This window comes from Microbispora hainanensis (assembly GCF_006874475.1).
In the GTDB taxonomy this organism is placed as follows: domain Bacteria; phylum Actinomycetota; class Actinomycetes; order Streptosporangiales; family Streptosporangiaceae; genus Microbispora; species Microbispora hainanensis.
In genome coordinates this window covers 95,088-119,872 of record NZ_VIRM01000025.1, presented here as the reverse complement: position 1 = coordinate 119,872, position 24,785 = coordinate 95,088, and the positions used below count along the sequence as shown (strand labels likewise).

General features: G+C 72.5%; 21 protein-coding genes. 9 read left to right on the top strand and 12 right to left on the bottom strand.

Annotated elements, in window-relative coordinates; all coding sequences use genetic code 11:
• Positions 1–115: 115 nt before the first annotated feature.
• Together FLX08_RS21020 and FLX08_RS21015 are read right to left on the bottom strand one after the other, a co-directional pair.
• Positions 116–2,722, bottom strand: a complete 2,607-nt coding sequence (locus FLX08_RS21020; protein ID WP_142620588.1) for an ATP-binding protein — start codon at positions 2,720–2,722, stop codon at positions 116–118.
• Between the two features lie 120 nt (positions 2,723–2,842).
• Positions 2,843–3,382 carry a TetR/AcrR family transcriptional regulator gene (locus FLX08_RS21015; RefSeq protein ID WP_142620587.1) on the bottom strand — a complete coding sequence of 180 codons (540 nt, stop codon included), beginning with the start codon at positions 3,380–3,382 and terminating at the stop codon, positions 2,843–2,845.
• A gap of 108 nt (positions 3,383–3,490) precedes the next feature.
• On the opposite strand from FLX08_RS21015, the gene FLX08_RS21010 reads away from it, so the two are divergent.
• Positions 3,491–5,740, top strand: coding sequence for an MMPL family transporter (locus FLX08_RS21010; RefSeq protein ID WP_142620586.1), 2,250 nt, complete (start codon positions 3,491–3,493; stop codon positions 5,738–5,740).
• A 26-nt stretch (positions 5,741–5,766) separates the two neighbouring features.
• Here FLX08_RS21010 and FLX08_RS21005 read toward each other — a convergent pair whose 3' ends face one another.
• The 3 genes from FLX08_RS21005 to FLX08_RS20995 form a co-directional block, all read right to left on the bottom strand.
• Entirely contained in the window at positions 5,767–7,080 is a 1,314-nt protein-coding gene (locus FLX08_RS21005; protein WP_142620585.1) for a cellulose binding domain-containing protein, read from the bottom strand.
• Between the two features lie 252 nt (positions 7,081–7,332).
• Positions 7,333–9,606, bottom strand: a complete 2,274-nt coding sequence (locus tag FLX08_RS41430) for a serine/threonine-protein kinase (protein ID WP_208761566.1) — start codon at positions 9,604–9,606, stop codon at positions 7,333–7,335.
• 126 nt (positions 9,607–9,732) lie between these two features.
• Positions 9,733–11,064: an amidohydrolase family protein gene (locus FLX08_RS20995; protein ID WP_142620584.1), complete on the bottom strand. Its 1,332-nt coding sequence runs from the start codon at positions 11,062–11,064 to the stop codon at positions 9,733–9,735.
• Between the two features lie 76 nt (positions 11,065–11,140).
• Between FLX08_RS20995 and FLX08_RS20990 the strand changes: the two genes are divergently transcribed.
• A complete protein-coding gene (locus FLX08_RS20990; protein ID WP_142620583.1) occupies positions 11,141–11,653 on the top strand; it encodes a MarR family winged helix-turn-helix transcriptional regulator in 513 nt (170 codons plus the stop codon).
• Positions 11,654–11,856: 203 nt separating this feature from the next.
• Here the strand turns inward: FLX08_RS20990 and FLX08_RS20985 are convergent, their stop codons facing one another.
• Positions 11,857–13,290: an MFS transporter gene (locus tag FLX08_RS20985; RefSeq protein ID WP_142620582.1), complete on the bottom strand. Its 1,434-nt coding sequence runs from the start codon at positions 13,288–13,290 to the stop codon at positions 11,857–11,859.
• Positions 13,291–13,445: 155 nt separating this feature from the next.
• Positions 13,446–14,123, bottom strand: a complete 678-nt coding sequence (gene wrbA, locus FLX08_RS20980; protein ID WP_142620581.1) for an NAD(P)H:quinone oxidoreductase — start codon at positions 14,121–14,123, stop codon at positions 13,446–13,448.
• Between the two features lie 81 nt (positions 14,124–14,204).
• Between wrbA and FLX08_RS20975 the strand changes: the two genes are divergently transcribed.
• The 3 genes from FLX08_RS20975 (at position 14,205) to FLX08_RS20965 (ending at position 16,109) form a co-directional block, all read left to right on the top strand.
• Entirely contained in the window at positions 14,205–14,669 is a 465-nt protein-coding gene (locus tag FLX08_RS20975) for a MarR family winged helix-turn-helix transcriptional regulator (RefSeq protein WP_142620580.1), read from the top strand.
• 134 nt (positions 14,670–14,803) lie between these two features.
• On the top strand, positions 14,804–15,442 hold the full coding sequence (locus FLX08_RS20970) for a TetR/AcrR family transcriptional regulator (RefSeq protein WP_142620579.1): 639 nt from the start codon (positions 14,804–14,806) through the stop codon (positions 15,440–15,442).
• A 10-nt stretch (positions 15,443–15,452) separates the two neighbouring features.
• Positions 15,453–16,109, top strand: coding sequence for a ThuA domain-containing protein (locus FLX08_RS20965; protein WP_142620578.1), 657 nt, complete (start codon positions 15,453–15,455; stop codon positions 16,107–16,109).
• Between the two features lie 87 nt (positions 16,110–16,196).
• Here the strand turns inward: FLX08_RS20965 and FLX08_RS20960 are convergent, their stop codons facing one another.
• The gene (locus FLX08_RS20960) at positions 16,197–16,877 is read right to left on the bottom strand and encodes a DNA alkylation repair protein (RefSeq protein WP_142620577.1); all 681 of its coding nucleotides are present in this window, start codon (positions 16,875–16,877) and stop codon (positions 16,197–16,199) included.
• The gene (locus FLX08_RS20955; RefSeq protein ID WP_142620576.1) at positions 16,877–17,554 is read right to left on the bottom strand and encodes a TetR/AcrR family transcriptional regulator; all 678 of its coding nucleotides are present in this window, start codon (positions 17,552–17,554) and stop codon (positions 16,877–16,879) included. Before FLX08_RS20955 ends, FLX08_RS20960 begins: the two co-directional genes overlap by 1 nt.
• Before the next feature lie 86 nt (positions 17,555–17,640).
• On the opposite strand from FLX08_RS20955, the gene FLX08_RS20950 reads away from it, so the two are divergent.
• The 3 genes from FLX08_RS20950 to FLX08_RS20940 all read left to right on the top strand — a co-directional run bounded on the left by FLX08_RS20950 (position 17,641) and on the right by FLX08_RS20940 (position 21,491).
• Entirely contained in the window at positions 17,641–19,017 is a 1,377-nt protein-coding gene (locus FLX08_RS20950) for an alkaline phosphatase D family protein (protein WP_142620575.1), read from the top strand.
• 97 nt (positions 19,018–19,114) lie between these two features.
• Positions 19,115–20,620, top strand: a complete 1,506-nt coding sequence (locus FLX08_RS20945) for a glycoside hydrolase family 3 protein (RefSeq protein WP_142620574.1) — start codon at positions 19,115–19,117, stop codon at positions 20,618–20,620.
• 46 nt (positions 20,621–20,666) lie between these two features.
• The gene (locus FLX08_RS20940) at positions 20,667–21,491 is read left to right on the top strand and encodes an ATP-grasp domain-containing protein (protein ID WP_142620573.1); all 825 of its coding nucleotides are present in this window, start codon (positions 20,667–20,669) and stop codon (positions 21,489–21,491) included.
• Here the strand turns inward: FLX08_RS20940 and FLX08_RS20935 are convergent.
• From FLX08_RS20935 to FLX08_RS20925, 3 genes are read right to left on the bottom strand one after another with little or no spacing between them, the layout of a single operon-like run.
• The gene (locus FLX08_RS20935; RefSeq protein WP_142620572.1) at positions 21,481–21,966 is read right to left on the bottom strand and encodes a TIGR00725 family protein; all 486 of its coding nucleotides are present in this window, start codon (positions 21,964–21,966) and stop codon (positions 21,481–21,483) included. The genes FLX08_RS20940 and FLX08_RS20935 overlap by 11 nt on opposite strands.
• Positions 21,967–21,975: 9 nt before the next feature.
• Positions 21,976–22,731, bottom strand: a complete 756-nt coding sequence (locus FLX08_RS20930) for an SDR family oxidoreductase (protein WP_142620571.1) — start codon at positions 22,729–22,731, stop codon at positions 21,976–21,978.
• A 32-nt stretch (positions 22,732–22,763) separates the two neighbouring features.
• Positions 22,764–23,297 carry a flavin reductase family protein gene (locus FLX08_RS20925; protein ID WP_142620570.1) on the bottom strand — a complete coding sequence of 178 codons (534 nt, stop codon included), beginning with the start codon at positions 23,295–23,297 and terminating at the stop codon, positions 22,764–22,766.
• Between the two features lie 595 nt (positions 23,298–23,892).
• Here FLX08_RS20925 and FLX08_RS20920 point away from each other — a divergent pair.
• On the top strand, positions 23,893–24,645 hold the full coding sequence (locus FLX08_RS20920) for a GntR family transcriptional regulator (protein WP_142620569.1): 753 nt from the start codon (positions 23,893–23,895) through the stop codon (positions 24,643–24,645).
• Positions 24,646–24,785: the final 140 nt, after the last annotated feature.

Sequence of the window (24,785 nt, the reverse complement as noted above, 5' to 3'; positions counted from 1 at the left end):
TGACATGGAACCCCAACCATGTGAGGCAGCCCCCGATACGACGTCCCGCCCCGAGACGTGCTCGCAGAGCCTCCCCGGCTGTTGTCAGGGCTGCGGCCAAGGGTGCGGGGACATGTCACAGCTCGCCGCGTTCGACGGCCAGGGCGAGTTCGACGCGCGACCGCAGGCCGGTCTTGGCGTAGACGCGGGTGAGATAGACCTCCACGGTCTTGCGGCTGTAGTGCAGCTCCTCCGCGATCTGGGGGTTGCTCAGCCCGTCGGCGACCAGTTCGATGACGCGGCGCTCGCCGGGGGTGAGGCGGCCCGCCGGTTCGGGGACCATCCCGACCTCCCGCAGGCGACGTTCGGACAGCGCCTCCCAGGGCGCCGCGCCGAGACGGGTGAAGATCGCGTGTGCGCGGGACAGCTGCGCGGTGTCGCCGAGCACGCCGAGGACCAGCCGCGCCCGGGCCTCCTCGAACGGCAGGCCGTCGGCGCGTGCCTGCTCCAGCGCCGTGCCGGCCCGCGCGCGATCCCGGAACGTCCAGCCCACCGCCAGGTCGGCGGCGAGCCGGGCCCGGGGGGTGCCGTTCGCCGACCGCTCGTCCAGACAGGAGGCCGCCGCCCGGCGGGCCGCGTCGTCCCCCGCCGCTCCCGCCACCAGCACCTTGAACGCCAGGGCCCGGTGCACCACCTCGGGCACCTCGTACGCGATGGCGTGGTCGAGCTCGCGCCGTGAGGCGGCGATGTCACCCCGCCCGAGCGCCAGGCGCGCGCGGAACACGCATCGCATTCCCTGGTGCAGCGCCGAGCCGGGCGGCGGCTCGGCGAGCACCCGGGCGGCATCGTCGAACCTGCCCTGGTCGAGCAGGATGTCCAGCTCCATGTTGCGCAGCAGGGCGAGGTTCTCCAGCAGGCCCGCCTCGGCCAGTGTCCGGCTGGCGACCGCGATCTCCTCCAGCGCCCGGGCCCATTCGCCGCCCATCCTCCGGATGACGGCCATGGTCCGCACGTGCTGTCCGGCGATGTCGTGCCAGCCGAGGCCGCGGTGGATCTGCTCGGCCTGGTTGAGCACCTCGATGGCGCGGGAGCGCACTCCGGCGATCGCCAGGACGTGCGCCGCCGACTCCAGCGACGCGAGCCGGGCGCCCGGCGGCAGCGCGGCGGCGAAGGTGAGCAGGTCGTCGACGGCCCGTTGCGTCTCGGCCCAGTCGCCCTGGAGGAGCGCGTGGATGGCCAGATAGCCGACCGTGATCGCGCGGTCCTGCGGCGGGCAGTCGGACAGGCCCTCCCAGGCGCGCCTGGCGGCCTCCCGGCTGGGACGGCCCATCTCCGCGCTGACCAGCGCCTGCTGGGCGAGCAGCGCGGAGGCGTCGTCGGCCCTGGGGATCTGGCGGCGGGCCACGTCGAGGGCCACCTCATACCACCCCATCACGTGGGCCGCGCCGACCGCGGTGTAGGCGGCACGGGTGCGGCGCCGCCCGGCGGGCAGCGCGGCGATCGCGCGCTGGGCCGAGTTCAGCGCCAGCGCGGGCCGCGAGCCCTTCCAGTAGGCGAGAGCCTGCCTGGCCAGCAGCTCGCCGGGCGCGGGGGACAGCTCGGCGGCCTTGCCGTACCAGTGCGCGGCCGACAGCGGCGCGGTCCAGCGGGTCAGCTCGGCGGCGCGCAGCACCGCGGGGAGAGCCTCGCCGGGCGGCCCGGCCTCGGCCATGTGGGTGGCCCACTCCAGGACCCGGCTCGTCCCGGTCAGCCCCTCTCGTTCGAGCATGTCGGCGATGCGGCGGTGCACTTCCCGGCGGCCGGAGACGCCGAGGTCGTCATAGAGCGCCTCGGCCACCAGCGGGTGGGCCAGCGCGTAGCCGTCGCCGTTCCTGCTGACGACGCCATCCCTGACCAGCGCGTCGAAGGCGCGCTCGGCCTGATCCGGGGTGAGCCCGGCGAGCTGGGCGAGCGCGGGGAGATCGGCGGCCTCCCTCGTCCGCGACAGGGCGGCCAGCACGCGGGCGAGGTCGCGTCCGCCCCTGTCGCGCTGGAACAGCCGGCTGAGGATCGCGCCGCGCCGCGCCCCGGGATCCGCCGAGCGTACGGCGCCGCCCTGCACCAGGGCGAGGACGGCCTCCTGCACGAACCACGGGTTGCCCCGGCTCGCGATGTGGATCCGCCGCAGGACGGTCTCGCTGGGTGTACGGCCGAGCAGCGTGGTGACGAGGTCGGCGACCTCGCTCATCGTCAGCGGCTGGAGCCGGATCGACAGGTCCACCTCGAGCGCGGGAGGGTGGCGGGCGGTGCCGAGGATCGCGACGGCGTCGTGGCGGCGTGGCAGGGCCCGCAGCACGCTCAGCGTGTCGGCGTCGGCCAGGTGCAGGTCGTCGATCGCGAGAAGGGTGGGGCCGGGCAGCGACTCCAGCAGCCGGGCGGCCATCGCGCCGGGCGTGGCGGCGGGATGGCCGAGCGCGGCCTGGTCGATCGCGTCGAGCAGGCCGGACAGGGCGTCGGCGGCCTCGCCGCCCACCGCCCCGAGGGCCTCGACGAGCGGGGCGTAGGCGCGCCCGCCGTCCAGTTCGCGGGCCTGGCCGCGCAGCACGCGGAAGCCCTTCAGCCGTGCCGCGGCCTCACCGAGCAGATGGGTCTTGCCGATGCCGGGCTCGCCGAGGACGAGGACGGTCCGGGGCGTCTTCGACAGGGCCGAGACCACTTGGCCGAGCGCGCCCGCGCGGCCCTCCCCGTCGGCCGGTACGTCCACGGCTGGCCGTCACTCCCCTCGCATCCGTCCCGCTGGTGTCACCTAAGGACGCGGCGGAAATGTTGAACGTTCACACGAAATGTGACGCTCTCCACGCGTGATCGCAAGGGAATTCGTATATCAAGATTCGAACACTGCCACGGCGGCGGCGGTCAGCGTCTCCTCGACCACGTCGGCGGGCACGTCCATGGTCTTCACCACACCGGACTGCACCGCGCCGAGGGCGGCCCAGGCGCGTACGCGGGTGCCGGGGGAGGGGTCGGGCCCGGCCAGGCGCAGGAACAGCTCGCGGCTGAACTCCCTGATCGCCTCCCCGGGTGATCCGGGAGGGGCGCTGTCGGCGCCGCCGATGTCCTCGGTGAGCAGCCGGATCACCGCCCGGTGCCGTACGGCGAACGCGGTGAACGAACGCAGGAACTCCCGGTGGCCGGCGAACTCGCCGCCGAGCAGCGCGAGCAGGTCGTCGGCGGCCGGGGCGATGATCTCGGCCGCGAGCCGGTCCTTGGGGTGGAAGTGGTAGGCGACCGCCGTCTTGGTCAGGCCGACCGCCGCCGCGATGTCGGCGAGCGACACGGCGGCGTATCCCCGTTCGGCGAACAGGTCGCGGGCCGCGGCCAGGATGCGGGAGCGGGTCGCGTTGCCCTGATCGAGTGTGGTCATCGTCTCATTTTCCGGCGCGCCGCTCGCCCGCCGATCAGTTCCTTTTACCCTCGTTTTGTACGGCCGTACAGAACGGCCGGAAGGACATGCTACCCGGGGCGGACGGCGATGAGCGGACTTCTGGGGCGGCTCGGCGGATGGTGCGCGCGTCACGGCTGGATCGTGCTGACGCTGTGGGTGCTGGCGGCGGGACTGCTGACGGCGGGCACCCTGGTGTGGGGCCGGCCGGTCAACAACAACGTGTCGATCCCGGGCACCGACGCGCAGCGGGCGCACGAGCTCATGCGCGAGGGCTTCGGCCCGGGATTCGATCCGGGCGGGACGGTGCAGCTCGTCCTCTACACCGCGAACGGCACGCTGATCGACAAGCCGCGCAAACAGGCCGTCGAGCAGTCCATGGACGCGCTGCGGGGCATGCCGCACGTCGCACAGGTGGAGACGCCCTATCGGATCGGCGGCATGTCGTCGAGCCTGCGGATCGGGATGATCAGCGTACGGCTGACGGGGCAGGACACCACGAAGCTCGCCCAGACCTCCGAGCAACTCGTCGCCGCCGCCGCGCCGGCCGTGCGCGCGGGCATCGAGGTCGTGCCCTCCGACAGCTCCACGCCCGCCGACAAGCAGATCAAGACCGGCGCGAGTGAGATCGCCGGCGTCGTCTTCGCGTTGCTGGTGCTGCTGTTCGCCTTCGGGACGCTGGTCGCCGCGCTCGTGCCGATCTTCACCGCGCTGATCAGCATCGGTGTGGGGCTCGGCCTCATCGCGCTGCTCGGCCACGTCGTGGACGTGCCGTCGACCGCGTCGATCCTGGCGACGATGATCGGTCTCGGCGTCGGCATCGACTACGCGTTGTTCCTGCTGTCGAGGCACCGGACGCTGCTGGCCGAGGGCGTGCCGGTGCGGGAGGCGGTGCGGCGTACGGCGGCCTCGTCGGGTGGGGCCGTCCTGTTCGCCGGCGGCACGGTCGTGATCGCCCTCAGTGCGCTGATGTTCACCGGGTTCCCGCTGCTCCGCACGCTCGGCTGGATCACCGGAGTCTCGGTCGTGTGCGCCGTGCTCACCTCGATCACGCTGGTGCCGGCGCTCCTCGGCCTCCTCGGGCACAAGATCGACGCGCTGCGGCTGCCGCTCGTCGGTCGCGCCGCCCGTCGCGACGGGCCGGCCACGGGCTGGGCCAAGCTGGGCGTCTGGGTGGCGCGCCGCCCCTGGCGGGTGCTGGCCGTCACCGTGGTCGTGCTGGCGGCGCTCACCACCCCGGCCGTCGCGATCAAGCTCGGCCCGCTCGACAACGGGTATGGCGACAAGGGCACCCCGGCCCGGCGGGCGTACGAGCTGATCGAGGCGGGCTTCGGCCCGGGAGCGAACGGCGGGCTCGTCGTCGTGGCCGAACTGGACCGGAAGATCGCCGATTCGACCCCGCCCGACCCGGTCGTGCAGGTGCTGCGGCAGCGGGTGGAGCACATCGACGGCGTCGCCTTCGTCGCCCCGCCGAAGGTCAACGAGAACGGCCGCTCGGTGCTCATCCAGGTCGTCCCCGACTACGCCCCGAGCGACCCGCGGGCCCTCGACGTGGTGAAGCGGGTGCGGGCGATCGAGGTGCCGGGGGCGCATGTCCACGTGGGCGGCCAGGTGGCCGGGCTGGCGGACGCGGGCGACCGGATCATGGGCAGGACGCCGCTGGTCGTCGGCATCGTCGTGCTGCTCAGCGCCCTGCTCCTGCTGCTGGCCTTCCGCGCGCCCCTGGTCGCGATCAAGGCGGCGGTGATGAACCTCGTCTCGCTGGGCGCCGCCTTCGGCGCGCTCGCCGTGGTGTTCTCCCAGGGCCTGGGCAGCCGCCTGGTCGGCATGGACCCCCCGCCCTCGGCCGAGGGGTCCTACCTCGCCACGTTGTTCTTCTCCGTGCCCATCGACACGTACGTGCCGCTCATGCTGTTCGCCGTGCTGTTCGGCCTGTCGATGGACTACGAGGTCTTCCTGCTGACCTCCGTACGGCAGGCCTACTCGCGCAGCGGGGACAACCGGAGGGCGGTGGCCGAGGGGCTGGGGTCCACCGGCCGCGTCATCACCTCGGCCGCCCTGATCATGGTGGCGGTGTTCACCGCGTTCATCGCCTACCCCGACCCCCTGGTCAAGGTGTTCGGAGTCGGGCTGGCCGTGGCGATCACGGTCGACGCGACCCTCATCAGGGGCTTCCTCGTGCCCGCCGCGATGGTGCTGCTCGACCGGCTCAACTGGTGGATCCCCCGCTGGCTCGACCGGATCCTGCCCAACCTGTCGATCGAGGGCCACGAGGAGGACGGCGAGTCCGCCGAGGCGGAGTCGGAACCGGTCGGCGCGGGCCCGCACGCCCGCGCCTGACACGGTCACTCGATCGGCGTCCTGGATCAGAAGTTCTTGCTGCGGACCGTCCAGTAGGCCCTGGAGGCCAGACCCGAGGGCCCCAGGATGTACGACCGCGCGGTGGCGTTGTCGTTGAGCGTCATGTCCAGGAACTGGACCACCGCCGTCATGCCCTCGCTCATCTGGGCGCCGGTGATGAACCCGACGTGACCGGCCTGCGACTGCTCGGCCAGCACGGCCGGCACCAGGGTCAGGTCATAGTTGGCCCGGCTGTTGTCGTAGGCGATGTCGGAGGGCCCGCCGTCCAGGAACATCACCGGGGTGTGCAGCTTGGACAGCTCAGCGCGGGAGTATCCGAACGAGCCGTCGGCGAACAGCCCGCTGTCCAGCGAGACGACGCTCTTGACCCTCCGGTCCTGGCCGGCGATCAGCGCCTCCAGCCCGCCGCAGGAGTGCCCGGCCGTGGCCACCCTGGACAGGTCGAGGCGCTGGTAGAGCGGCGAGCCGGCGCGGGCGTTCTCCCGCTCGGCCCAGCCGATGCCGTCGGTCAGCAGTGACGGGATCGGAGACCCGCTCTGCACGCCGTTCGGCGAGCCGTCGACCGACGCGGTGTCCACCACGACGAACCCGCGGGCCGCGATGAACGTCAGCGCCTGGATCACCTCGCTCCCGTTGGTGTGCGCGCAGGCCCCGTTGCCGAAGACCAGCACCGGCATGGGACGCCCCACGGCGGCGGGGTTCGACGGCCGGAACACGGTGTAGCGGTTGGTGCCGTACGCGCCCTCTCGCGTGACCGGGAAGTTGTTCTCGATGACGGGGCGGCTCGGCGAGGGCGAGGGCGACGGGGAGAGTGAGGGGGAGGGTGAGGGGGAGGCGGACGGCGAGGGAGTAGGAGACGGCGAAGGCGACGGGGACGGAGATGGGGAGGTGACGTCGCCGGTGCAGGTCACGCCGTTGAGGGCGAAGCCGGACGGCACCGGGTTGGAGCCGTTCCAGCTCCCGTTGAACCCGAAATCGACGCTGCCGCCACTGGGGATGGCGCCGTTGTAGGAGGCGTTGGTGACCGTGATCTGCGAGCCGGACTGGGTGAAGGAGCCGTTCCACAGCTGGGTGACGGCCTGCCCGGCCGGGAACGACCAGGTCAGCCTCCAGCCGTTGATCGCGTCGCCCAGGTTGCGAACGCGGACGCTTGCGCCGAAGCCGCCGGGCCACTCGCTGGTCACCGTGTAGCCGACCTCGCATCCGGCCGTGGCCGCCGACGCGACGTGGGCCGCGGTCGCCGTGACGCCGGTCGTCAGCAGCACGGCGGCGGCAGCCGCCAGGCTCGGTCGCCGGCGGAAAGAGCTGACAAGTCGCACGGGCTCTCCCTCTCAAGACGGGTGTTAGCGTTAACATCCTCAGGACGCCGATGGCGACGGGTGGTGCGTTCCTGGAGTCGGGAGTCAATCTCGACACAAAAGGCTATGTCAAGACACTTGATTTAGCTCTCGCTCCCCTTCGTGTCGCGGATTCCCTTATTGAGCAGGCGCTTCGGGGCGCATGTGAAAGACCGGCCGTCAGGACGACGGTGAATATTTCACCCTCCTGCTCGCCATCGCGGAGTCAGGAGTTCACGAGAGGTGCGGGCCGCCCTGCGAATCGGAAAGCTTCGGTTCCTGGTCCCTCGGTTCCTGGTCCCTCGGTTCCTGGTCCCTCGGGTCGGGGCTGCGGGACGTGGGCGGCTCGGGGCTCTTCGCCGGGCCCGGGTCCTTCTCCGGAGCCGGACTCTCCTTCTCCGGAGCCGGGCTTTCCTTCGCCGGGCCCGGGCTCTCCTTCGGAGGCGCCGAGGGCGATTCCTGCGGCTTCGGGCACCGGGGACCGGCGACCCGCACCTCGGCCTGGCGCGGCCCGCCGGCATAGGCCGGATCGGTCGTGACGCGCACCCCGAACACGGCCCTCTTCCCGCACTCGACGGGGCCGAGGCCTGCGGGCACGGCGAATGAGTAGGACGTGCGGCCCGAGAGCGTACGGGTGTCGGCCGTCGTCTCGCGTCCGTCGCGCGTGAAGACGCTGGAGACGCCGACCGGGCCCCTGCCGGAGGTCCGCACCGTCACGGCCGCCGTCCTGCCGTCCCAGTCGTCGATCGCCACGCGCTCGACCGTGGGGGCCGGGCAGGGCGGCCCGACGAGCTTCCGCGTGCGCGTACGGGTTCCCTGCCGTGCGGCGGGGACCGTGGACACCTCGACCCGCCGATAGACGGTGGTGCCGCAGGCCGGGGAGGGGAAGGGCTGCTGCAGGCCGATGTGATAGGACGCCGCGCCCCGCAACGCGACGGTCTGCGCGGGCGCGGCGGTGAGCGCGTCCCGTGACGGCCCGGAGGCGAAACGCGCGGTGAGCCGGACCCGGGCCGTGGTGCTCGCCCGTACGTCGACCGTGACGGCCTGGCCGTCGAACGCCGCGATGCCGAGACCGGTCACCCGCGCCGGCGCCGGCGACGCGGTCGCGCCCATGTGGGAGGGGGTGGCGCTCCCGGGCACGGAAGGCGTCGGCGGCACGGCCGGCCCGGTCGACACCGACGACACCGACGACACCGGCGTGCCGGACAGATCGGGCGGCGTCGTCCCGGCGTTCCCGCCCGGACCCGCGCCACCTGGACCCGCATCACCAGATCCTGCTTCGTCCGGTCCTGGCGCCGTCTCCGACGACTCGTCCGGCACTGTCTCGTCCAGCGCTGTCTCGTCCGGCGCTGTCTCGTCCGGCGCCGTCTCGCCGGGTGCCGATTCGCCGGGCGCGGCGGACGGGGCCGTGTCGACCGAGTCCGGGGCCGGGGGAAGCGCCGCGGGGGCGCTGTGCGGCGGCGGGGTGAGCAGGGTGTCCTGCGCCATCGGGGTCTGCCGGTTGGCCGCGACCACCGCCACGATCGCGGCGGCCGACAGCACGGCCGCGCCGATGGCGAACCGGGGCGCGGAGCGCGCCAGCCGCTCGGACAGCACGGTCCTGGCGAGCGACGTGGACGCCTCGACCGGCTCGGCCGGGGCGGCCAGCGGAAACGTCAGGGCCAGCAGGGTCGCGAGTTCGGCCAGGTGGCGGCGGCCCCGCTGCTCCCAGTCGGACCCGTACGCGGCGGTCGCGGCGGTCTCGAGGTCGGCGATGAACGCCCGTGCCGTGGGCGGCCGGTCCGCCGGGTTCTTGGCCATGCCGCGCGTGACGAGGCCCCGCACCGAGCTCGGCACGTCGGCCACCGGGATGGGAGCGCCACGGTGCAGCATGCGCAGCGCCGTCAGGTCGCCGGCCCGATATGGCCGGCGCCCGGTGAGGCACTCGTAGAAGACGCAGGTGGCGGCGTAGACGTCGGCGGCCGGGCCGGCGGGCCCGCCGTACCACTGCTCGGGGGCCATGTAGGGCGGCGTGCCCGCGGGGGTCTCCGGGGAGCCGCTCGGCGTCGCGATGCCGAAGTCCGACAGCTTGCTGTTGCCGTCGGCCTGGATCAGCACGTTCTCCGGTTTGTAGTCCCGGTGGACGATGCCCGCGGCGTGCGCGGCCGACAGACCCGCAAGGGAGCCCTTCAGCACGACCAGCGCCGCCTCCGGGCTGGTCGAGCCGTGCTCGGCGAGGATCCTGCGCAGCGAGACCCCGTCGACGAGTTCCATGACGATCGCCGCGCCCTCGCGCGCCTCGACGTACTCGTACAGGCGCACGATGTTGGGATCGTTCAGCTCCACCATGATCCGGGCCTCGTGCCGGAACTCGGCGAGGAAACGCCGATCCTGCCGCAGTTCCTCGCGCAGATACTTGATCGCGACGTAGGCGCCGGTGGTCACGTAGGTCGCCAGCACGACCCGCCCGGCGCCGCCCGCGCCGAGTTCACGCACCTCGCGGTAGCCCGGTACCGACCAGGCGTTCATAACGCCGCCCCCTCGGATCAGGTCGTCGCCCCGCCCATCGCTCGCGACGGGCGGCATCTGCCAGACACTCCCTGGCCCTGACTCAAGGTCTCACCCGAAAGGGCGGTTGTCACCGGAGCAAAAAAGTCACCTTGCGGATGTCGTCCTGGCCTGCGTGGTCACGTGACGGGCCGCGCGTACGGCGAGGTCGCGGGCGCGGTCCACGTCCACGCCCAGCAGGCGGCCCCCGCGCTTGACGACCCGCCCGCCGACCAGCACCGTGTCGACGGCGGCGGTGCCGGCCGCCGTGACGACCGCGGCCACCGGGTCGTGCACGGGTGCGAGGCCGGGGGCCGCCGCGTCCAGGATCACGATGTCGGCCTGCTTGCCGGGACGCAGCGAGCCGATCCTGCGGTCCATCCCGATCGCCGCCGCGCCTTCGAGCGTCGCCATGCCGAGCACGTCGGACACGGTGAGCTCCGGCGCCGTCTGTCCGGCGCGCCCGGCGGCGAACGCCGCGCGCATCACCGAGAACATGTCGCCGGGGACGTCGGTGACGGTGTCCACGCCGAGCCCCGTCGCGATGCCGAACGACCGCAGCCTGCCGGTCTCGGGAAGGCCGTGCCCCATCTGCGACTCCACCGCCGGGGCCACCGAGGCCGTGCCGCCGCTGCCGGCGACCAGCTTCAGCGACTCGTCCGGGATGCCGTTGCCGTGCACGAACAGCACGTCCGGGCCGAGCAGGCCGGCGTCGTGCAGCCGTTCGACCGGGCCCTCGCCGGTGGCGTGCAGGCTGATGCGCAGGCCGAGGTCGCGGGCGAGCGCCCAGTCGGCCCGCGCCGCCTCCACCGAGCCGTAGACCGGTCCCCAGGCGGCGAAGGCGGGGGTGACCAGGCCGTCGTCGGACGGCAGGAGCGCCGAGCGCACCCGCCGCACCTCGTCTTCGGCGCGGTCGGCGTCGCCCGTTCCCCGATGGGCATATCCGAAGACCGCCCGTACGCCGGACTCGCGCAGCGCCTCCACGGCCGCCTCCGTGTGGCCGGGGGTGAGCTGGATGTGCGACCAGTCGTACACGGTGGTGACCCCGGCGTCGAGCGCCTCGATCGCGCCCCACAGGTTGGCGGCGTACACGTCCTCCGCGCGGAACGCCGGGGTGAGGGTGCCGAGGACCAGATCGAGGTACGCGCCGAGCGTCGCGTCGGCCGCGATGCCGCGCAGCACGCTCTGCCAGACATGGCGGTGGGTGTCCACGAAGCCGGGGAGCACGATGCCGCCCGCGGCGTCGATGATCTCGGTGCCCTCCGCCCGACCGCCCGTCAGCTCGCCCGCCCGATCGCCTGCCCGGTCTTCTGGCCGGTCCTCCGGTCTCGGGCCGACCGACACGATGACGCCGTCCTCGATGACGACGGCCGCGTCCGGCACGACGTGCGGACGCGGTTCGGTGTCGATGACAGTGCCGTTGACGATGATCGTTCTCATGCGAGAACCTCTTTCCTGAATGCTTTCAATAAAGCTTTTTGGAAAGGTATCAGGGTGAGGGACTAGGCTCAAGCCCATGCGACAGCGGGACCGGGTCGACGAGATGATCGAAGGGTGGCGGGCCGAACTGCCGGAGGCGGCCACCGTCCAGTTGGAGATCGTCAAGCGCGTCAGCCTGCTCAAGGCCCGCATCGAGGAGGTCACGCAGGCGGTGCTCGGCCGCCACGGCCTGACGTACGCGGAGTTCGACGTGCTCGCCACCCTCCGAAGGGCCGGCCGGCCATACCGGCTCAAGCCGAGCAGGCTCGCCTCCCACCTGATGCTCACGACCGGGGGGACGAGCAACATTCTGCAGCGGCTGGTCGCCGCGGGGCTGGTGGAGCGGGAGCCCGATCCGGCGGACGGGCGCAGCTCGTGGGTGCGGCTCACGCCGCTCGGCGTCGAGAAGGCCGAGGAGGTGTCGCTGGCCACGACCGAGGCGCACCGGGAGCTGCTGGCCGACGTGCCCGAAACGGCCGTGCGCGCCCTGGCCGACCAGCTCAGGGACGTCCTGATCGCGCTGGGCGACCGCGCCGGCGAGTGCGTCTGAGCGCCTCCCGGCCAGGACCGCCGGATCCGGAGACCAGGTCCCGGCGGCACGTCCCGGCGGCCAGGCCCGGCAACAGGGTCCGGTGGCAGCGGCCGGTTGCGGGGTCCGGGGCGACGGGGCGGCGGGGGCGGCCGCCGGAGTCAGGTCCTTCACGGGAGGCGCTCTGGGGCCGATCACCCTCGATGACCGTCGATCACCGTCGATCACCGTCGGTCGCGGCGGTGCCGTGGCAGCAGCATGCCCCCCGACGCGATGACCAGACCGAGCCCGGCCGCGATGAGAAAGACCAGATCGTGGCCGGAGGCGAGGGCTTCGGGAGAGGGGCTCCCGCCGGCCTCCGACGCGGTTCTGGCGCCGGCGGCCGTCGCGAGCACCGCCAGGCCGATCGACCCGCCTACCTGGCTCGCGGTGGTGGCCAGGCCGCCGACGATCCCCGCGTCACCCTCGGCGACGTCCGCGGTGGCCGCGGCCATGAGGGTGGGGAAGGTGAGCCCGATGCCGGTCGCGACGAGCAGCGTGGGCCCGAGCACGCCGGTGAGGTAGCCGCCGCCGGCGTGGGCCTGGGCGAGCCAGCCGAAACCGGCCACGAAGCAGGCGCCCCCGGTCAGCACGAGTGACCGGACACCGATGCGCGGCAGCAGCGGGGCGGCCCACCGTGCGATCACCAGGAACGTCACCGCCGCGGGCGTCTGCTCCAGCCCGGCCCGCAGGGCGCTGTGGCCGAGGACGTTCTGCAGGAAGAGCGACGTGAAATACCACATGGCGATGGGAATGGCGCCGAACAGCAGCAGCATGCCGTCTCCGACGGCCACCCCGCGCACCCGGAATAGCCGCAGGGGCATCATCGGCCGGGTGGCGAGACGCGCCTCCACCACGGTGAAGACGACGAGGAGCAGCAGGCCCGCCACGACCGGCCCGGCGGCCCGCGCCGACGTCCAGCCGTGATCGGCGGTCTGCATGACCCCGTAGACCAGCGCGGCCAGCCCGGCCGTCCCGGTGACCGCGCCGGCGAGGTCGAGCGATTCCCGCCGGCCGGTACGCATGCCGGCCAGCGTCGTCACGGCCACGACGATCAGCGCCGCGCCGATCGGCACGTTGATGAGGAACACCCAGCGCCACGACAGGCCGGTGGTGATGGCACCGCCGGCGATCGCGCCGGCCATTCCGCCCAACCCGCCCGCGGCGGACCATGCGCCGAACGCCCTGGCGCGGGCGTTCGGCTCGGCGAAGGAGGTGTTGATCACGGCCAGCGTCGCCGGGGCCATCAGGGCGGCTCCGACGCCCTGCACGGCGCGGGCCGCCACCAGGACCTGCGGAGCGGCCGCCAGGCCACCGGCCAGGCTCGGCGCGGAGAACAACACCAGCCCGGCGACCAGCATCCGCCGCGGGCCGAACAGATCGGCCGCGCGACCACCCGGCAGCATGAAACCGGCGAAGGTGAGCAGGTAGCCGTTCACCACCCAGGCCAGGCCGGTGGGCGTGAAGCCGAGCTCTTCGCGGATCGAGGGAAGGGCGAGATTGACGATGGACGAGTCCAGGATGACCATGAACTGACAGGCGCACGCCAGCGCCATGACCCACAGGGCGGGGGCGGCGTGCGGCCCGGCAGGCCGAGGTGCCGTATCGGCGCTTGTCACCGCCGCTTCCCCTCGCCAGGTGCCGTCTCCCCGCCGGACGTCGTTTTCTCGCCGGACGCCGTTTTCTCGCCGGACGCCGTTTTCTCGCCGGACGCCGTTTTCTCGCCGGACGCCGTTCTCTTGCCGGACGCCGTTCTCTTGCCGGACGCCGTCTCTCACGCGCTCGGGGAGGTCGTCGCGGCCAGGGCGTCGCGGGCGTATCCGCCCGTCGCGGTGGCGTCGGCGGTGCGGTCGCCCTCCAGCAGCCGGATCGCGATCCGGGCCAGCCTCCGTCCCTGGTGCCTGGCGGCCTCCAGCGTCGCGGTGTCCGGGCCGTCCGCGGCGGGGCCGGTCATCGAGGTGCCGTACGGGTTGCCGCCGGCGGCGTACACGGCCGGATCGGTGTATCCGGTCGGCACGATCAGCGCTCCCCAGTGATAGAAGACGTTGGCCAGAGACAGGATCGTGGCCTCGCCGCCGCCGTGCCGGTTGTAGGCCGAGGTGAAGGCCGTCACCGGCTTGTCCGCCAGTTTTCCTTCCCGCCAGAGCCCGCCGGCCTGGTCGATGAACTGCTTGAGCTGTGCGGCCGGCGTGCCGAACCGGGTCGGCGTGCCGAACGCGAACGCGTCGGCCCACGCCAGGTCCTCGACCGACGCCTCCGTGACCGTGGCGGCGGCATCGGCGTGCCGCCGCCATGACGGGTTCTGGTCGATCGCGCTGTCGGGCGCCAGCTCGGCGACCCGCCGCAGCCGCACTTCGGCTCCGGCCGAGACGGCGCCCTCGGCGACGGCCCGCGCGAGCGAGTGAACACTGCCTGTCGCGCTGTAGTAGATGACGGCGACCTTCACGGTCATGTCCGGGCTCCTCGATGTCATAGAATTGGTTATGCGCATAATAGTTATGCGCATAATGATCGATGGTGTCAAGGAGAGTCCATGGACTTCGAGCAAGCCGACGCCCTCAACCAGGCCATCCGCCTGCTGAGCCTGCGCCACCGGGCCAGGGCCGCCGCGCTGCTGGCTCCGCTCGGGCTGCATCCCGGCCAGGAGGCGCTCCTGCTCGAACTCGCGCGGAGCGGCCCGGCGATCCAGTCCCAGCTCAGCGAGGCGCTCGGCTGTGAGCCGCCCAGCGTCACGCTCATGACGCGCAAGCTCGAAGCCGCCGGCCACATCCGCCGCAGGCCCGCCCCCTCTGACAGGCGCGCCAGCATCGTGGAACTCACCGACAGCGGCAAGGCGCTGGCCGGCCAGGTCAAGCACCTGTGGTGTGCCCTGGCGGAGGAGACCGTGGCCGGTCTGCCCGCCGAAACCGTGGCGGAACTCCCCGGCATCCTCACGACCCTGACCGGCAACGTGGACGCCCGGCGTTCCCGCCGGCCCCAGGGTGACAGCGTGGTGTGACATCCGCCGGTGCGGCGGCCGATCCGTCAGTAGGCGACGGCGATCATGCGCCGGACGGTGTTGGTGAGTGAGTGTTTACTCACCCCTAGCACGGTGAGCGTCCACTCACCTGTCAAGCGGAGGCGCGCCCGGCGATGGGAACCCGCGAACGCATCATCGGCGCTGCCGACGAGGTCATCCGTGAGCTCGGCGCGGCCAGAGCGACGACCAAGGAGATAGCCAAGGCGGCCGGCTGCTCCGAGGCGCTGCTTTACAAGCACTTCGGCCGCAAGGAGGAGCTCTTCCTCGCCGTGCTACTGGAGCAGATGCCCGCCCTGGCTCCCGCGGTGGCCCGGTTGCGCGCGACGCTGGGGGAGGGGGACCCGGCCGCGAGCCTGCAGGAGTTCGCCGTGGCCGCGATCCGATACTTCGGCAGGTCGCTGCCGCTCATCGCCGGCCTGCTCGCGGAGGCCTCGCTGCGGGCGGGCTTCAGGGAGATGCTCGCCGGCACCGGCGGCGGTCCGCACATACCCATCGCGGTCCTCGGCCGTCATCTCGCCGAGGAGCAGCGGCTGGGCAGGTTCCCCGCGGGGACGAAGCCCGACGCCGCGGCGGCGCTGCTGCTGGGTGCCTGCTTCCACCGGGCGGTCGTCGTGAGCCTCGTCGGCGGCCTCACCGACCTCGGCACGGACGAGGACGCCGCCGCCGACCTGGTGGCGGCGATCCTGGGAGGCGCGGGCCCTCGCGATCCGGCGCCCCGGAGCCGGCCCAAGGGAGTGCCTGACACGCCCTAAGGTGCTTGTCATGCCGCGCAACCTCATCGTGTCCGGGGGAGTGGCGCACGACTTCCCGGCCACCTCGGCCGCCCTCGCGGACGTGCTCGCCGGGATCGGCGTCGAGTCGGAGATCACCGAAGACCTCGCAGGCGCCCTGACCTCGCCCCCGCCGGTCGGCCTCATCACGGTCAACGCGTTCCGCTGGACGATGGACGGCGACGACTTCGCGGACGAGCGGGACCGCCGGCGCTTCCAGACGCCCGACTCCGTGAGGCGGACGGTGCTCGACCACCTCGCGAGGGGCGGCGGGCTGCTCGCCGTGCACACCGCCTCGCTCTGCTTCGACGACTGGCCCGAGTGGGCCGAGATCGTCGGTGGGGCGTGGAGGTGGGGCCGGTCCTACCACCCGCCGATCGGCCCGGCGAAGATCCGGCTCGGCGCCGGCCACCCGATCGTCGACGGCGTGAGCGACTTCGAGGTGACCGACGAGGTCTACACCGACCTCGACGTCCTCCCGGACGTGGAGCCGCTGGCGCACTCGGGGGACCAGCCCCTGCTGTGGGCGAGGACCGTGGCGGGCGGCAGGGTCGTGTACGACGCGCTCGGCCACGACACCCGGTCGTACGCCCACCCGGTGCGCCGCACGCTGCTCCGGCGGGCCGCGCGCTGGCTCCTCGGAGACTGACCCTCACACGCCGACCTCTACGCGCCGGACCTTACGCGCCGGACCTTACGCGCCGGCCCTTACGCGCCGGCCCTTACGCGCCGGCCCTTACGCGTCGGGGACGTTGCGCAGCGCCTCGCGGCGGCTCAGCCCGCTGAGGCCCTGGTGCTTCACGTAGCGGAGCACCTCCTGTGGGTTGGTCTTCGCGTACTCCCGCAGCGCCCAGCCGATCGCCTTGCGGGCGAAGAAGTCGGTGTCCGACAGGCTGGGCTCGATGCAGGCGTAGAGCAGGTGGACGTCGGTGCGGTCCTTGAAGGAGTTCTGGCACAGGATGGCGGTGCGCCGCTTCCACAGGTCGGGGTCGTGCGCCCACTCCAGCACCATGCGGCGCATGCTCTCGGGATACAGCCGCAGCAGCGTGCCGATCCGGTGCACGGCGATGTCGTCCACCAGGTCCCACCACGCCCCGGTGACGATCATCTCCTCGTACATCGGGATCGTGTAGAGCGTCTGCCAGGACCGGTAGAAGCGGTGCGCGGACAGCTCGATGGCGGCGTAGCGCTCCTCGCGGTATTCCGCCTCGCGCCACAGCGCCAGCACCGCCCTGCGCCACTCGGGGGCGCTGTCGAGCCGGTGCTCGGTGAAGACCTTGCGCAGCGCCGCCCGCCGCGGCACCGCCGTCACCCCGAGGAACGGCATGTCCGACTTCATGTACGACCGCATGCCCTCGGCGCGGGCGGGGTCGGCGAGCTCGGTCAGCGTGAGCCGTACGGCCTTGAGAAGTGTCATCACGGCTGGCTCGCCCGTTCTCCGGTCGCCAGGCCGTCGAACAGCAGCTTGACGAAGTGGTCGGCCAGGGCGTCGGTGTCGAGCCTGCCGCCGGGACGGAACCAGCGCACGGTCACCCAGATCGTGTCGCGGATCATCCGGTAGGTGAGCTTGGGATCGACGTCGGGACGGAACTGGCCGGCGGCCTGGCCGCTCGTGATCTGCTCCACCCACATGCGCTCGACCTCGTCCTCGGCCCGCACGAGGTAGTCGAACCGGTCGCCGGGCAGCGAGCGCAGGTAGTTCCAGTCGTTCTGCATGACCGTGATGGCCGCCCGGTGGTCCTCCAGCGTGCCGAAGCCGATGCGGACCATCTCCGCCAGGATCGAGCGCGGGTCGGCGTGCGTGCCCAGCACCCCGCGATAGCGGGTGATCAGATCCTCGAGGAAGGTGCGCAGCACCTCGTCGACGATCGACTCCTTGGAGTCGAAGTGGTGGTAGAGGCTGCCGGACAGGATGCCCGCCTCCAGCGCGATCTCCCGCACCGTGGTGGCCTGGAAGCCCTTGCGTGCGAACAACTCGGCGGCGAGCTTGACGAGGTGGTCGCGCCGTTCGGACGCCGAACCCGCCGTCCCCCGCTTCGCCCTGACCGGCGCGGCCGTGCCGCCGGAGTCCTTACGCTGGTTCACGGCTCCCATTATGGCCGTCGAGCAAGAGCTTGTTCACATTCTCGCCTCGTCCGACCTCCCCGCATGGGCGGGATCGGTAGGGCAGGATCGAACCCATGGCGAAAATGGGGTATCCGTTCACCTTGGGGGTGGCATCAGGAGAGCCGTTATCCGACGGCGTGATCCTGTGGACCCGCCTGGCCCCCGAGCCACTGCATCCGACACAGCCCGGCGGCATGCCCAACCGGGCGATGAGCGTACGGTGGGAGCTCGCCGAGGACGAGAAGTTCAAGAGGATCGTCCAGTCGGGCACCGCGCCCGCGCAGCCGGACTGGGCGCACAGCGTGCACGTACGCGTCGCCGGGCTGCGGCCCGCGGCCGACTACTTCTACCGCTTCTCCATCGAGGGGCACGTCAGCCCCGTGGGCCGCACCAGGACCGCGCCCGCCCCCGATTCGACCGCCCCCGTCCGGTTCTGCTTCGTCTCCTGCCAGCGTTACGAGCACGGCTACTTCACCGCGCTGCGCCACCTCGCCGCCGAGCGCCCCGACCTGGTGCTCCACCTCGGCGACTACATCTACGAGTACGGCAAGCCGAAGAACCCCAAGCCGGGCCGCTGGGTGCGCCCGCTGGAGTCGATGGCCGAGTGCACGACGCTCGGCGCCTACCGCGACCGCTACGCCCGCTACAAAATGGACCCGGACCTGCAGGCCGCCCACGCCGCCGCGCCGTGGGTCGCGATCCCCGACGACCACGAGGTCCGCGACAACTGGGCGGGCGCGCTGCCCGGCGACGGCGGCAGCCCCGCCGCCTTCCTCAAGCGCAGGGCCGCGGCGTTCAAGGCCTACTACGAGCACCAGCCGCTGCGCGTCCACCCGTCCGGCTCCGCCCTGCAGAACTACCGCTGGCGGCCGTACGGCCGGGTGGCCGACTTCCTGCTCGCCGACACACGGCAGTATCGCGAGGGGCGCGACATGCTCGGCGCCGAGCAGGAGAGGTGGCTGACCGGCCGGCTGCGCGGATCGACGGCCCGGTGGAAGGTGCTCGGGCAGGCGGTCTTCTTCTCCCGGCGGAAGTTCCCGCTCGAACCCGCCAGCGCCGACGCCTGGGACGGCTACCCGGACTCGCGGGCCCGCGTGCTCGCCGCCGCCCCCGAGGGCATGGTCGTGCTGAGCGGCGACGTGCACAGCGCGTACGCGTGCGACGTGCGCGCCGACTGGGCCGATCCGGCCTCGCGCGCCCTCGGGGTCGAGTTCGTCGGGCCGTCGGTGACAAGCATGCCGGGCATCACCGACGCGAGCGGGATCCTCTCGCTGAATCCGCACATCGCGTTCTTCGACAGCCGCCACGGCTACGTGTCCTGCGTGGCCGACATGGAGAACTTCCGGGCGGACTACCGGGCCGTGGCCTTCGTGGACCGTCCGGGCGCGCCGCTGACGACGATCGCCGGCTTCGAGGTGAAGGAGAACAGGCTCCACCGCACCGACGTGTGATCCGAAACGGGTGACAACGCAGGCCCGCCCCCTAGCAAATAGGAAACTTTCCTATTAGATTGCGAGGCATGCCTGAGCGATGCCATGTGGGCGCAGCATGAAGCGAAGCCCTGACCTGCTCCGTCTGGCCGACACGGTCCTGTTGCCCGGCTTCACCGGGACCACCGCCCCCGGCTGGGTGCGGCGGCGGCTCGCCGGCGGGCTCGCCGGTGTGGTGCTGTTCTCCCGGAACGTCGACACCCCGGCCCAGCTCGCCGCACTGACCACGGCCCTGCGCGCGGAGAACCCCGAGATCCTGATCGGCATCGACGAGGAGGCGGGGGAGGTGACGAGGCTGGAGGCCCGCACGGGCAGCTCGCGGCCGGGCAACTACGCCCTGGGCATCGTGGACGACGTGGACCTGACCGAGCGGGTGGCCCGCGACATCGGGCGGGACCTGCGCGCGGTGGGAGTGAACATCGACTTCGCCCCGGCCGCCGACGTCAACTCAAATCCGGACAATCCGGTCATCGGCCTGCGGTCGTTCGGCGCCGATCCGCTGCTCGTCGCGCGGCACACGGCCGCCTGGATCCGCGGCCTGCAGTCCACCGGCGTGGCGGCCTGCGCCAAGCACTTCCCCGGGCACGGCGACACGTCGGTCGACTCCCACCACGGCGTGCCGCGCGTCACGGTCTCGCGCGAGGAGCTGGCCGAGGTCGAGCTGTGGCCGTTCCGGGTGGCCATCGAGGAGGGCGTGCGCTCGATCATGACCGGCCACCTGCTGGTCACCGCGTACGACGAGGAGCTGCCGGCCACGCTCAGCCCCCGCGTCCTCACCGGCCTGCTGCGGGAGGAGCTGGGCTTCGAGGGCCTCATCGTCACCGACGGCATCGAGATGGCCGCCGTGTCGGGCCGGTACGGCCTGGGCGGCGCGAGCGCGATGGCGGTCGCGGCCGGGGCCGACGCGGTCTGCGTGGGCGGGGAGAACGCCGACGAGGCGACCTACGAGCACATCCGCGACGCCGTCGCGGACGCGGTGACCGAGGGCAGGCTGCCGGAGGAGCGGCTCGCCGACGCCGCCGCGCGGGTGCGCGCCCTGACCGCCTGGCAGGCGCAGGCCGCCCCGCCCTCCTCGAACGACGGCCAGGACGACGGTCAGGACGAGGCCGGGCTGGTCGCCGCCCGCCGGGCCGTACGGGTGACCCGGCACCGCGCGGACGGGCTGCTGCCGCTGACGGCCGCCCCGCACGTGGTGGAGCTGGCGCCGGAGACCAACCTGGCGATCGACAAGGACATGCCGTGGGGCGCGGGGGAGCCGCTGGGCAAGCTGCTGCCCGGCACCACGGTCGCCCGGCTGCGGCAGCCGGACGTGCACAACGGCGTCGCCGGCGCGGTGCTGCGCCAGGCCGCCGACCGGCCCCTCGTGATCGTGGTGCGGGACGCCCACCGGCACCCCTGGCAGACGGACCTCCTGGAGAGCCTGCTGGCCGCCCGGCCGGACGGCGTCGTGGTCGAGATGGGGCTGCCCGGCCGTACGGACCTGGGCGCGGTGCACATCGCCACGCACGGCGCCGCCCGGGTCTGCGGCCAGGCGGCGGCCGAGGTGCTCGCCGGCCTCGCCTGACATTGCCCATAGCATTGGTCACTGCTGACATGCGAATGGGAGCGTAATGAAGGTCGCCTACGTCACCACGGACCATCCGGCCGCCGAGCAGGACGACGAGCGGGAGATCGCCCTCACCGCCTGGCTCGGGGCCGGCATCGAGGGCTCGCCGGTGAGCTGGAGGGATCCCCGCGTCGACTGGTCGGACTTCGACGCGGCCGTGATCCGATCGCCCTGGGACTACATCCTCCATCGGGACGAGTTCGTCGCCTGGGCCCACCGGGTGGAGTCGGTGACGCGGTTGTTCAACCCGGCGCCGGTGATCGAGTGGAACACCGACAAGACCTACCTGCGCACGCTTGGCGTGCCCACCGTCCCCACGCACTGGGCGGAGCCGGGCACGGACCTGCCCGAATGGGACGAATACGTGGTGAAGCCCGCCGTCTCGGCGGGAGCGCGCGACACCATCCGCACCGCGGACCGGAATGCCGCCGAGAGCCACGCGGCGACGCTGCTCGCCGCGGGCCGCACGGTCATGGTGCAGCCGTACGTCCCGTCCGTGGAGCAGGAGGGTGAGCTGTCGCTGCTGTACTTCGGCGGGCAGTTCAGCCACGCCGTACGCCGGCACCCGATGCTCGCCGGCGTCGCCGAGACCGCGGAGAACCGCGCCACGCTGCGCGACCCGGACGACGACCAGTTCGCCCTCGCCGAGCGGGTGCTGGCCGCCGTGCCGGAGACCCTGCTGTACGCCCGGGTGGACCTGGTGCGGATGCCGGACGGAGAGCCGGTGCTGATCGAGCTGGAGCTCACCGAGCCCTACCTGTTCCTGCAGCACGAACTGGCCGCGCCCGACCTGTTCGCCGAGACCCTCGCCGGGATGCTCAAGGGCTGAGCGCCTGCTCCGCGGCGGCGAGCGCCAGCCGTACGGCGTCGGCCGGATCGGCGGCGGCCACCGGACCGGGCACGGGACGGCCCTCGGCGTCGAGGACCCGCCAGCCGCCGAGGGTGATCACGGGCGTGCCGCCTCGCTGGGCGAGCGCCAGCTCGGACAGCGTGCCCCAGGAGCCGCCGACGACGACGACCGCGTCGGCGGCCCGCACGATCAGCGCGTTGCGGGCCTCGCCCAGGCCGGTGGGAAGGGCCACGGTGAGGTCGGGGCTCGCCCCGGCGCGGTCCCGGCCGGACAGGACGCCGACCACGATGCCTCCGGCCTCCCGCGCGCCCGCCGCCGCGGCGGCCATCACCCCGCCATAGCCGCCGCACAGCACGACCGCGCCGCGCCCGGCCAGCAGGCGGCCCACGGCGCGGGCCGCCTCGGCCTCCTGCGGGGTGCACTCGCCCGGCCCGCACACCGCCACCTGCCACATGAGGACAGGCTAGGCCGAGATGCCCCCGTCGACGGGGATCACGGTGCCGGTCAGGTAGGCGCCGGCCCGGGAGGCCAGGAAGATCGCGGCGCCCGCCATGTCGTCGGGCCTGCCGATGCGGCCCAGCGGGACGTTGCTCTCGATCGCGCCGCGCATCTGGGGGTCGTCGAGCGCGAAGGCCATCATCTTCGACTCGAACGGCCCCGGCGCGATCGCGTTGACGGTGATCGACTCCCGGGCGAGCTGGCGGGCCAGATGCCGGGTCAGCATGTGGACGCCCGCCTTGGCCGCCGAATAGGCGTAGTTCTCCATGAACGGCACCCGGAGCCCGTCGATCGACCCCACGTTGATCACGCGGGCCGGGTCGCCGGGCGACGCGGCGGCGCGCAGCAGGGGCAGGAAGCGGCAGGTGAGGAAGAAGACGCCCTTGACGTTGATGTTCCAGAGCTTGTCGAAGGCGTGCTCCGGATACTCCTCCAGCGGTGCGCCCCAGCTCGCTCCCGCGTTGTTGACGAGCACGTCGAGCCGGCTCTCCCGCTCCGACACCGCCTGCGCCAGCGTCTCGACGCCGTCGGGGGTGGACAGGTCCGCCTGTACGGCGTGGCAGCCCAGCTCGGCGGCCGTGGCCTCCAGCTCGTCCTTCTTCCGTGAGGAGATGTAGACGGTGGCGCCCGCGTCGAGGAACCCCCGCGTGATCATCTTGCCGATGCCCCGGGACCCGCCCGTGACGACGACCGTCTTGCCTTCCACCGAGAACAGAGTCATGCGGGCAGCATACCGACCGGTCGGTTCCCGCGTCAGGCCCGGAATCCGCCGTACTTTCCGCGGAAGAACACCAGCGGGCCGCCGTCGTCGTGCCGGTCGAGCCCGGTGACCCGGGCGACGACGATCACGTGGTCGCCGGCCGGGTGCTCCGCGTCCACCGTGCAGTCGATCCAGGCGAGCGCGCCCTCCAGCACGGGCGCGCCGGCGGGCGACAGCGCCCACGAGAGGCCCGCGAACTTGTCCCCGCCGGGCACGGCGAGCCGATCGCACACCTGCCGCTGGTGGTCGGCGAGCACGTTGACGCACAGGGCGGGCGCGGCCTTCAGGCGCGGCCAGCTCGTGCTGGCCCGCGAGACGCAGAACGACACCAGCGGCGGATCGAGGCTCACGGACGTGAACGAGTTGACGGCCAGGCCGACCGGCTCCCCGGTCTCCGGGTCGATGGCGGTGACGGCCACGACGCCGGCGGCGTACCTGCCGAGGACGTTCCTGAAATGCTGGGGATTGACGGCCGGGATTTTCCTGGCGCCGTCATGGCCGACCTTCCGGGCCACAGGGATGCTCATCGCGCACGTGCCTCCTCGGTCGCCTCCCCCTGAAGTCAAGGAGGGCCGGAGCCGATGCATTCCCTGCGTGCGAACAGCGCCTGCTAACGGTGGCGCGTCCTGGCGGGCGTGGGGGACCCGCCAGGACGCGCTCCGCCCCGGCGCGAGACCTCGACCCCGGCGAGGGTTGGGGTCGAGACCTCGTTCATTCGCGCGGAGTCTGTGGGGAGCGGCCGTTCTCGACCGGCCGCTCCGGCGCGCTGTGGTACCGCTTGTTCGGGCATGTCACGCCGTTCCCGCACAAGGCGGTCATGTCGGTGGATACCGACAGCTCTGACATGCCGCTCCCGTCGCTCTGGTAGGTCTGAGCTCTGCGTGTCCGGACTCTGCAGGTCCGGACTCCGTGGGTCCGGGCCCTGTGGGTCCGGGCTGGGGGCTCGCGCCAGGGCGAGTTCGGCGTTCTCGCACCGACCGCCCTCACGTGCCCACCTCCATTGGATGGATTTGTACCAACGTTTGGATAATGCGCGGCTGGGTGGGCTCTGGTCAAGGGGTTGTTTCCCGGTAGACCGAGATCCTCTAGATTTGTTGGAACAAAAGGGTGGATTGAGGAAAGATGGCACGATCGTCGCTCTACCAGCAGGTGGCCGCCGAAGTACGCAGGGCCATCTACGCGGGCGAACTCGCGCCGGGCGACCAGATTCCGACCGAGGCCGACCTCATGGAGGCACACGGCGTCAGCCGCAACACCGTGCGGCTGGCCCTGGGCGAGCTGGAGAACGAGGGTCTCATCCTGCGGATGCGCCGGCGTGGAACGTTCGTACGCGAGCGCCGCCCGCTCCTCATGCGCCCTCAGGACGAGTTCCTCCCGTACGACCAGGAGGGGCGGCGCTTCGACACGTTCGTGCACGCGGTCCGCTCCGAAGGGCGTACGGCGGACCAGCGGATCGAGGTCTCGATCGTCGAGCCGCCCGAGGACGTGGCCACCCGCCTCGCCCTCGCCGACGGCGCGCTGGCCGTCGTGCGCCGCCGGCTGCGCTTCGTTGACGGCCAGCCGTACAACACCTTGGACTCCTACTTCCCCCTGGAGATCGTGGGGGACTCCGAGATCGCCCGGCCCGCCGACATCACGCGCGGAGCCAACCGGGTGCTGGAGGAGTTGGGCCATCTCCAGGTACGCGTGATCGACGACCTGTCGGCCCGCATGCCGACCTCTGACGAGTCGTCGCGGCTCCAGCTGGAGCCGGGCACTCCGGTCGTCGTCCACACCCGGGTCGGCTACGACGCCGACGACACGCCCGTCCGCGTCGCCGTGTCCGTGCTGCCCGCAGACAAGCATTTGATCCGATACGAGCTGGAACGTCATTGACGAGGCCCGGACGCCCCCTGGCCTGAGCGGGCGTCCCCGGCCGCCGGGCCCTCCTCCGGAGGGCCGCTTCCGCGATTCCCGTCCTGACCCCGGCAGGGGACCGCGCCGAACCCGCGCGCCCTAGCCGGGTCCGCCGTCTC

Excerpts from the sequence above, each read along its gene's own strand:
- FLX08_RS21015 (WP_142620587.1), bottom strand. The coding sequence starts at position 3,382 with ATGACCACACTCGATCAGGGCAACGCGACCCGCTCCCGCATCCTGGCC.
- FLX08_RS21010 (WP_142620586.1), top strand. The coding sequence starts at position 3,491 with ATGAGCGGACTTCTGGGGCGGCTCGGCGGATGGTGCGCGCGTCACGGC.
- FLX08_RS41430 (WP_208761566.1), bottom strand. The coding sequence starts at position 9,606 with ATGAACGCCTGGTCGGTACCGGGCTACCGCGAGGTGCGTGAACTCGGC.
- FLX08_RS20995 (WP_142620584.1), bottom strand. The coding sequence starts at position 11,064 with ATGAGAACGATCATCGTCAACGGCACTGTCATCGACACCGAACCGCGT.
- FLX08_RS20990 (WP_142620583.1), top strand. The coding sequence starts at position 11,141 with ATGCGACAGCGGGACCGGGTCGACGAGATGATCGAAGGGTGGCGGGCC.
- wrbA (WP_142620581.1), bottom strand. The coding sequence starts at position 14,123 with ATGACCGTGAAGGTCGCCGTCATCTACTACAGCGCGACAGGCAGTGTT.
- FLX08_RS20975 (WP_142620580.1), top strand. The coding sequence starts at position 14,205 with ATGGACTTCGAGCAAGCCGACGCCCTCAACCAGGCCATCCGCCTGCTG.
- FLX08_RS20970 (WP_142620579.1), top strand. The coding sequence starts at position 14,804 with ATGGGAACCCGCGAACGCATCATCGGCGCTGCCGACGAGGTCATCCGT.
- FLX08_RS20965 (WP_142620578.1), top strand. The coding sequence starts at position 15,453 with ATGCCGCGCAACCTCATCGTGTCCGGGGGAGTGGCGCACGACTTCCCG.
- FLX08_RS20960 (WP_142620577.1), bottom strand. The coding sequence starts at position 16,877 with ATGACACTTCTCAAGGCCGTACGGCTCACGCTGACCGAGCTCGCCGAC.
- FLX08_RS20955 (WP_142620576.1), bottom strand. The coding sequence starts at position 17,554 with ATGGGAGCCGTGAACCAGCGTAAGGACTCCGGCGGCACGGCCGCGCCG.
- FLX08_RS20950 (WP_142620575.1), top strand. The coding sequence starts at position 17,641 with ATGGCGAAAATGGGGTATCCGTTCACCTTGGGGGTGGCATCAGGAGAG.
- FLX08_RS20945 (WP_142620574.1), top strand. The coding sequence starts at position 19,115 with ATGAAGCGAAGCCCTGACCTGCTCCGTCTGGCCGACACGGTCCTGTTG.
- FLX08_RS20940 (WP_142620573.1), top strand. The coding sequence starts at position 20,667 with ATGAAGGTCGCCTACGTCACCACGGACCATCCGGCCGCCGAGCAGGAC.
- FLX08_RS20935 (WP_142620572.1), bottom strand. The coding sequence starts at position 21,966 with ATGTGGCAGGTGGCGGTGTGCGGGCCGGGCGAGTGCACCCCGCAGGAG.
- FLX08_RS20930 (WP_142620571.1), bottom strand. The coding sequence starts at position 22,731 with ATGACTCTGTTCTCGGTGGAAGGCAAGACGGTCGTCGTCACGGGCGGG.
- FLX08_RS20925 (WP_142620570.1), bottom strand. The coding sequence starts at position 23,297 with ATGAGCATCCCTGTGGCCCGGAAGGTCGGCCATGACGGCGCCAGGAAA.
- FLX08_RS20920 (WP_142620569.1), top strand. The coding sequence starts at position 23,893 with ATGGCACGATCGTCGCTCTACCAGCAGGTGGCCGCCGAAGTACGCAGG.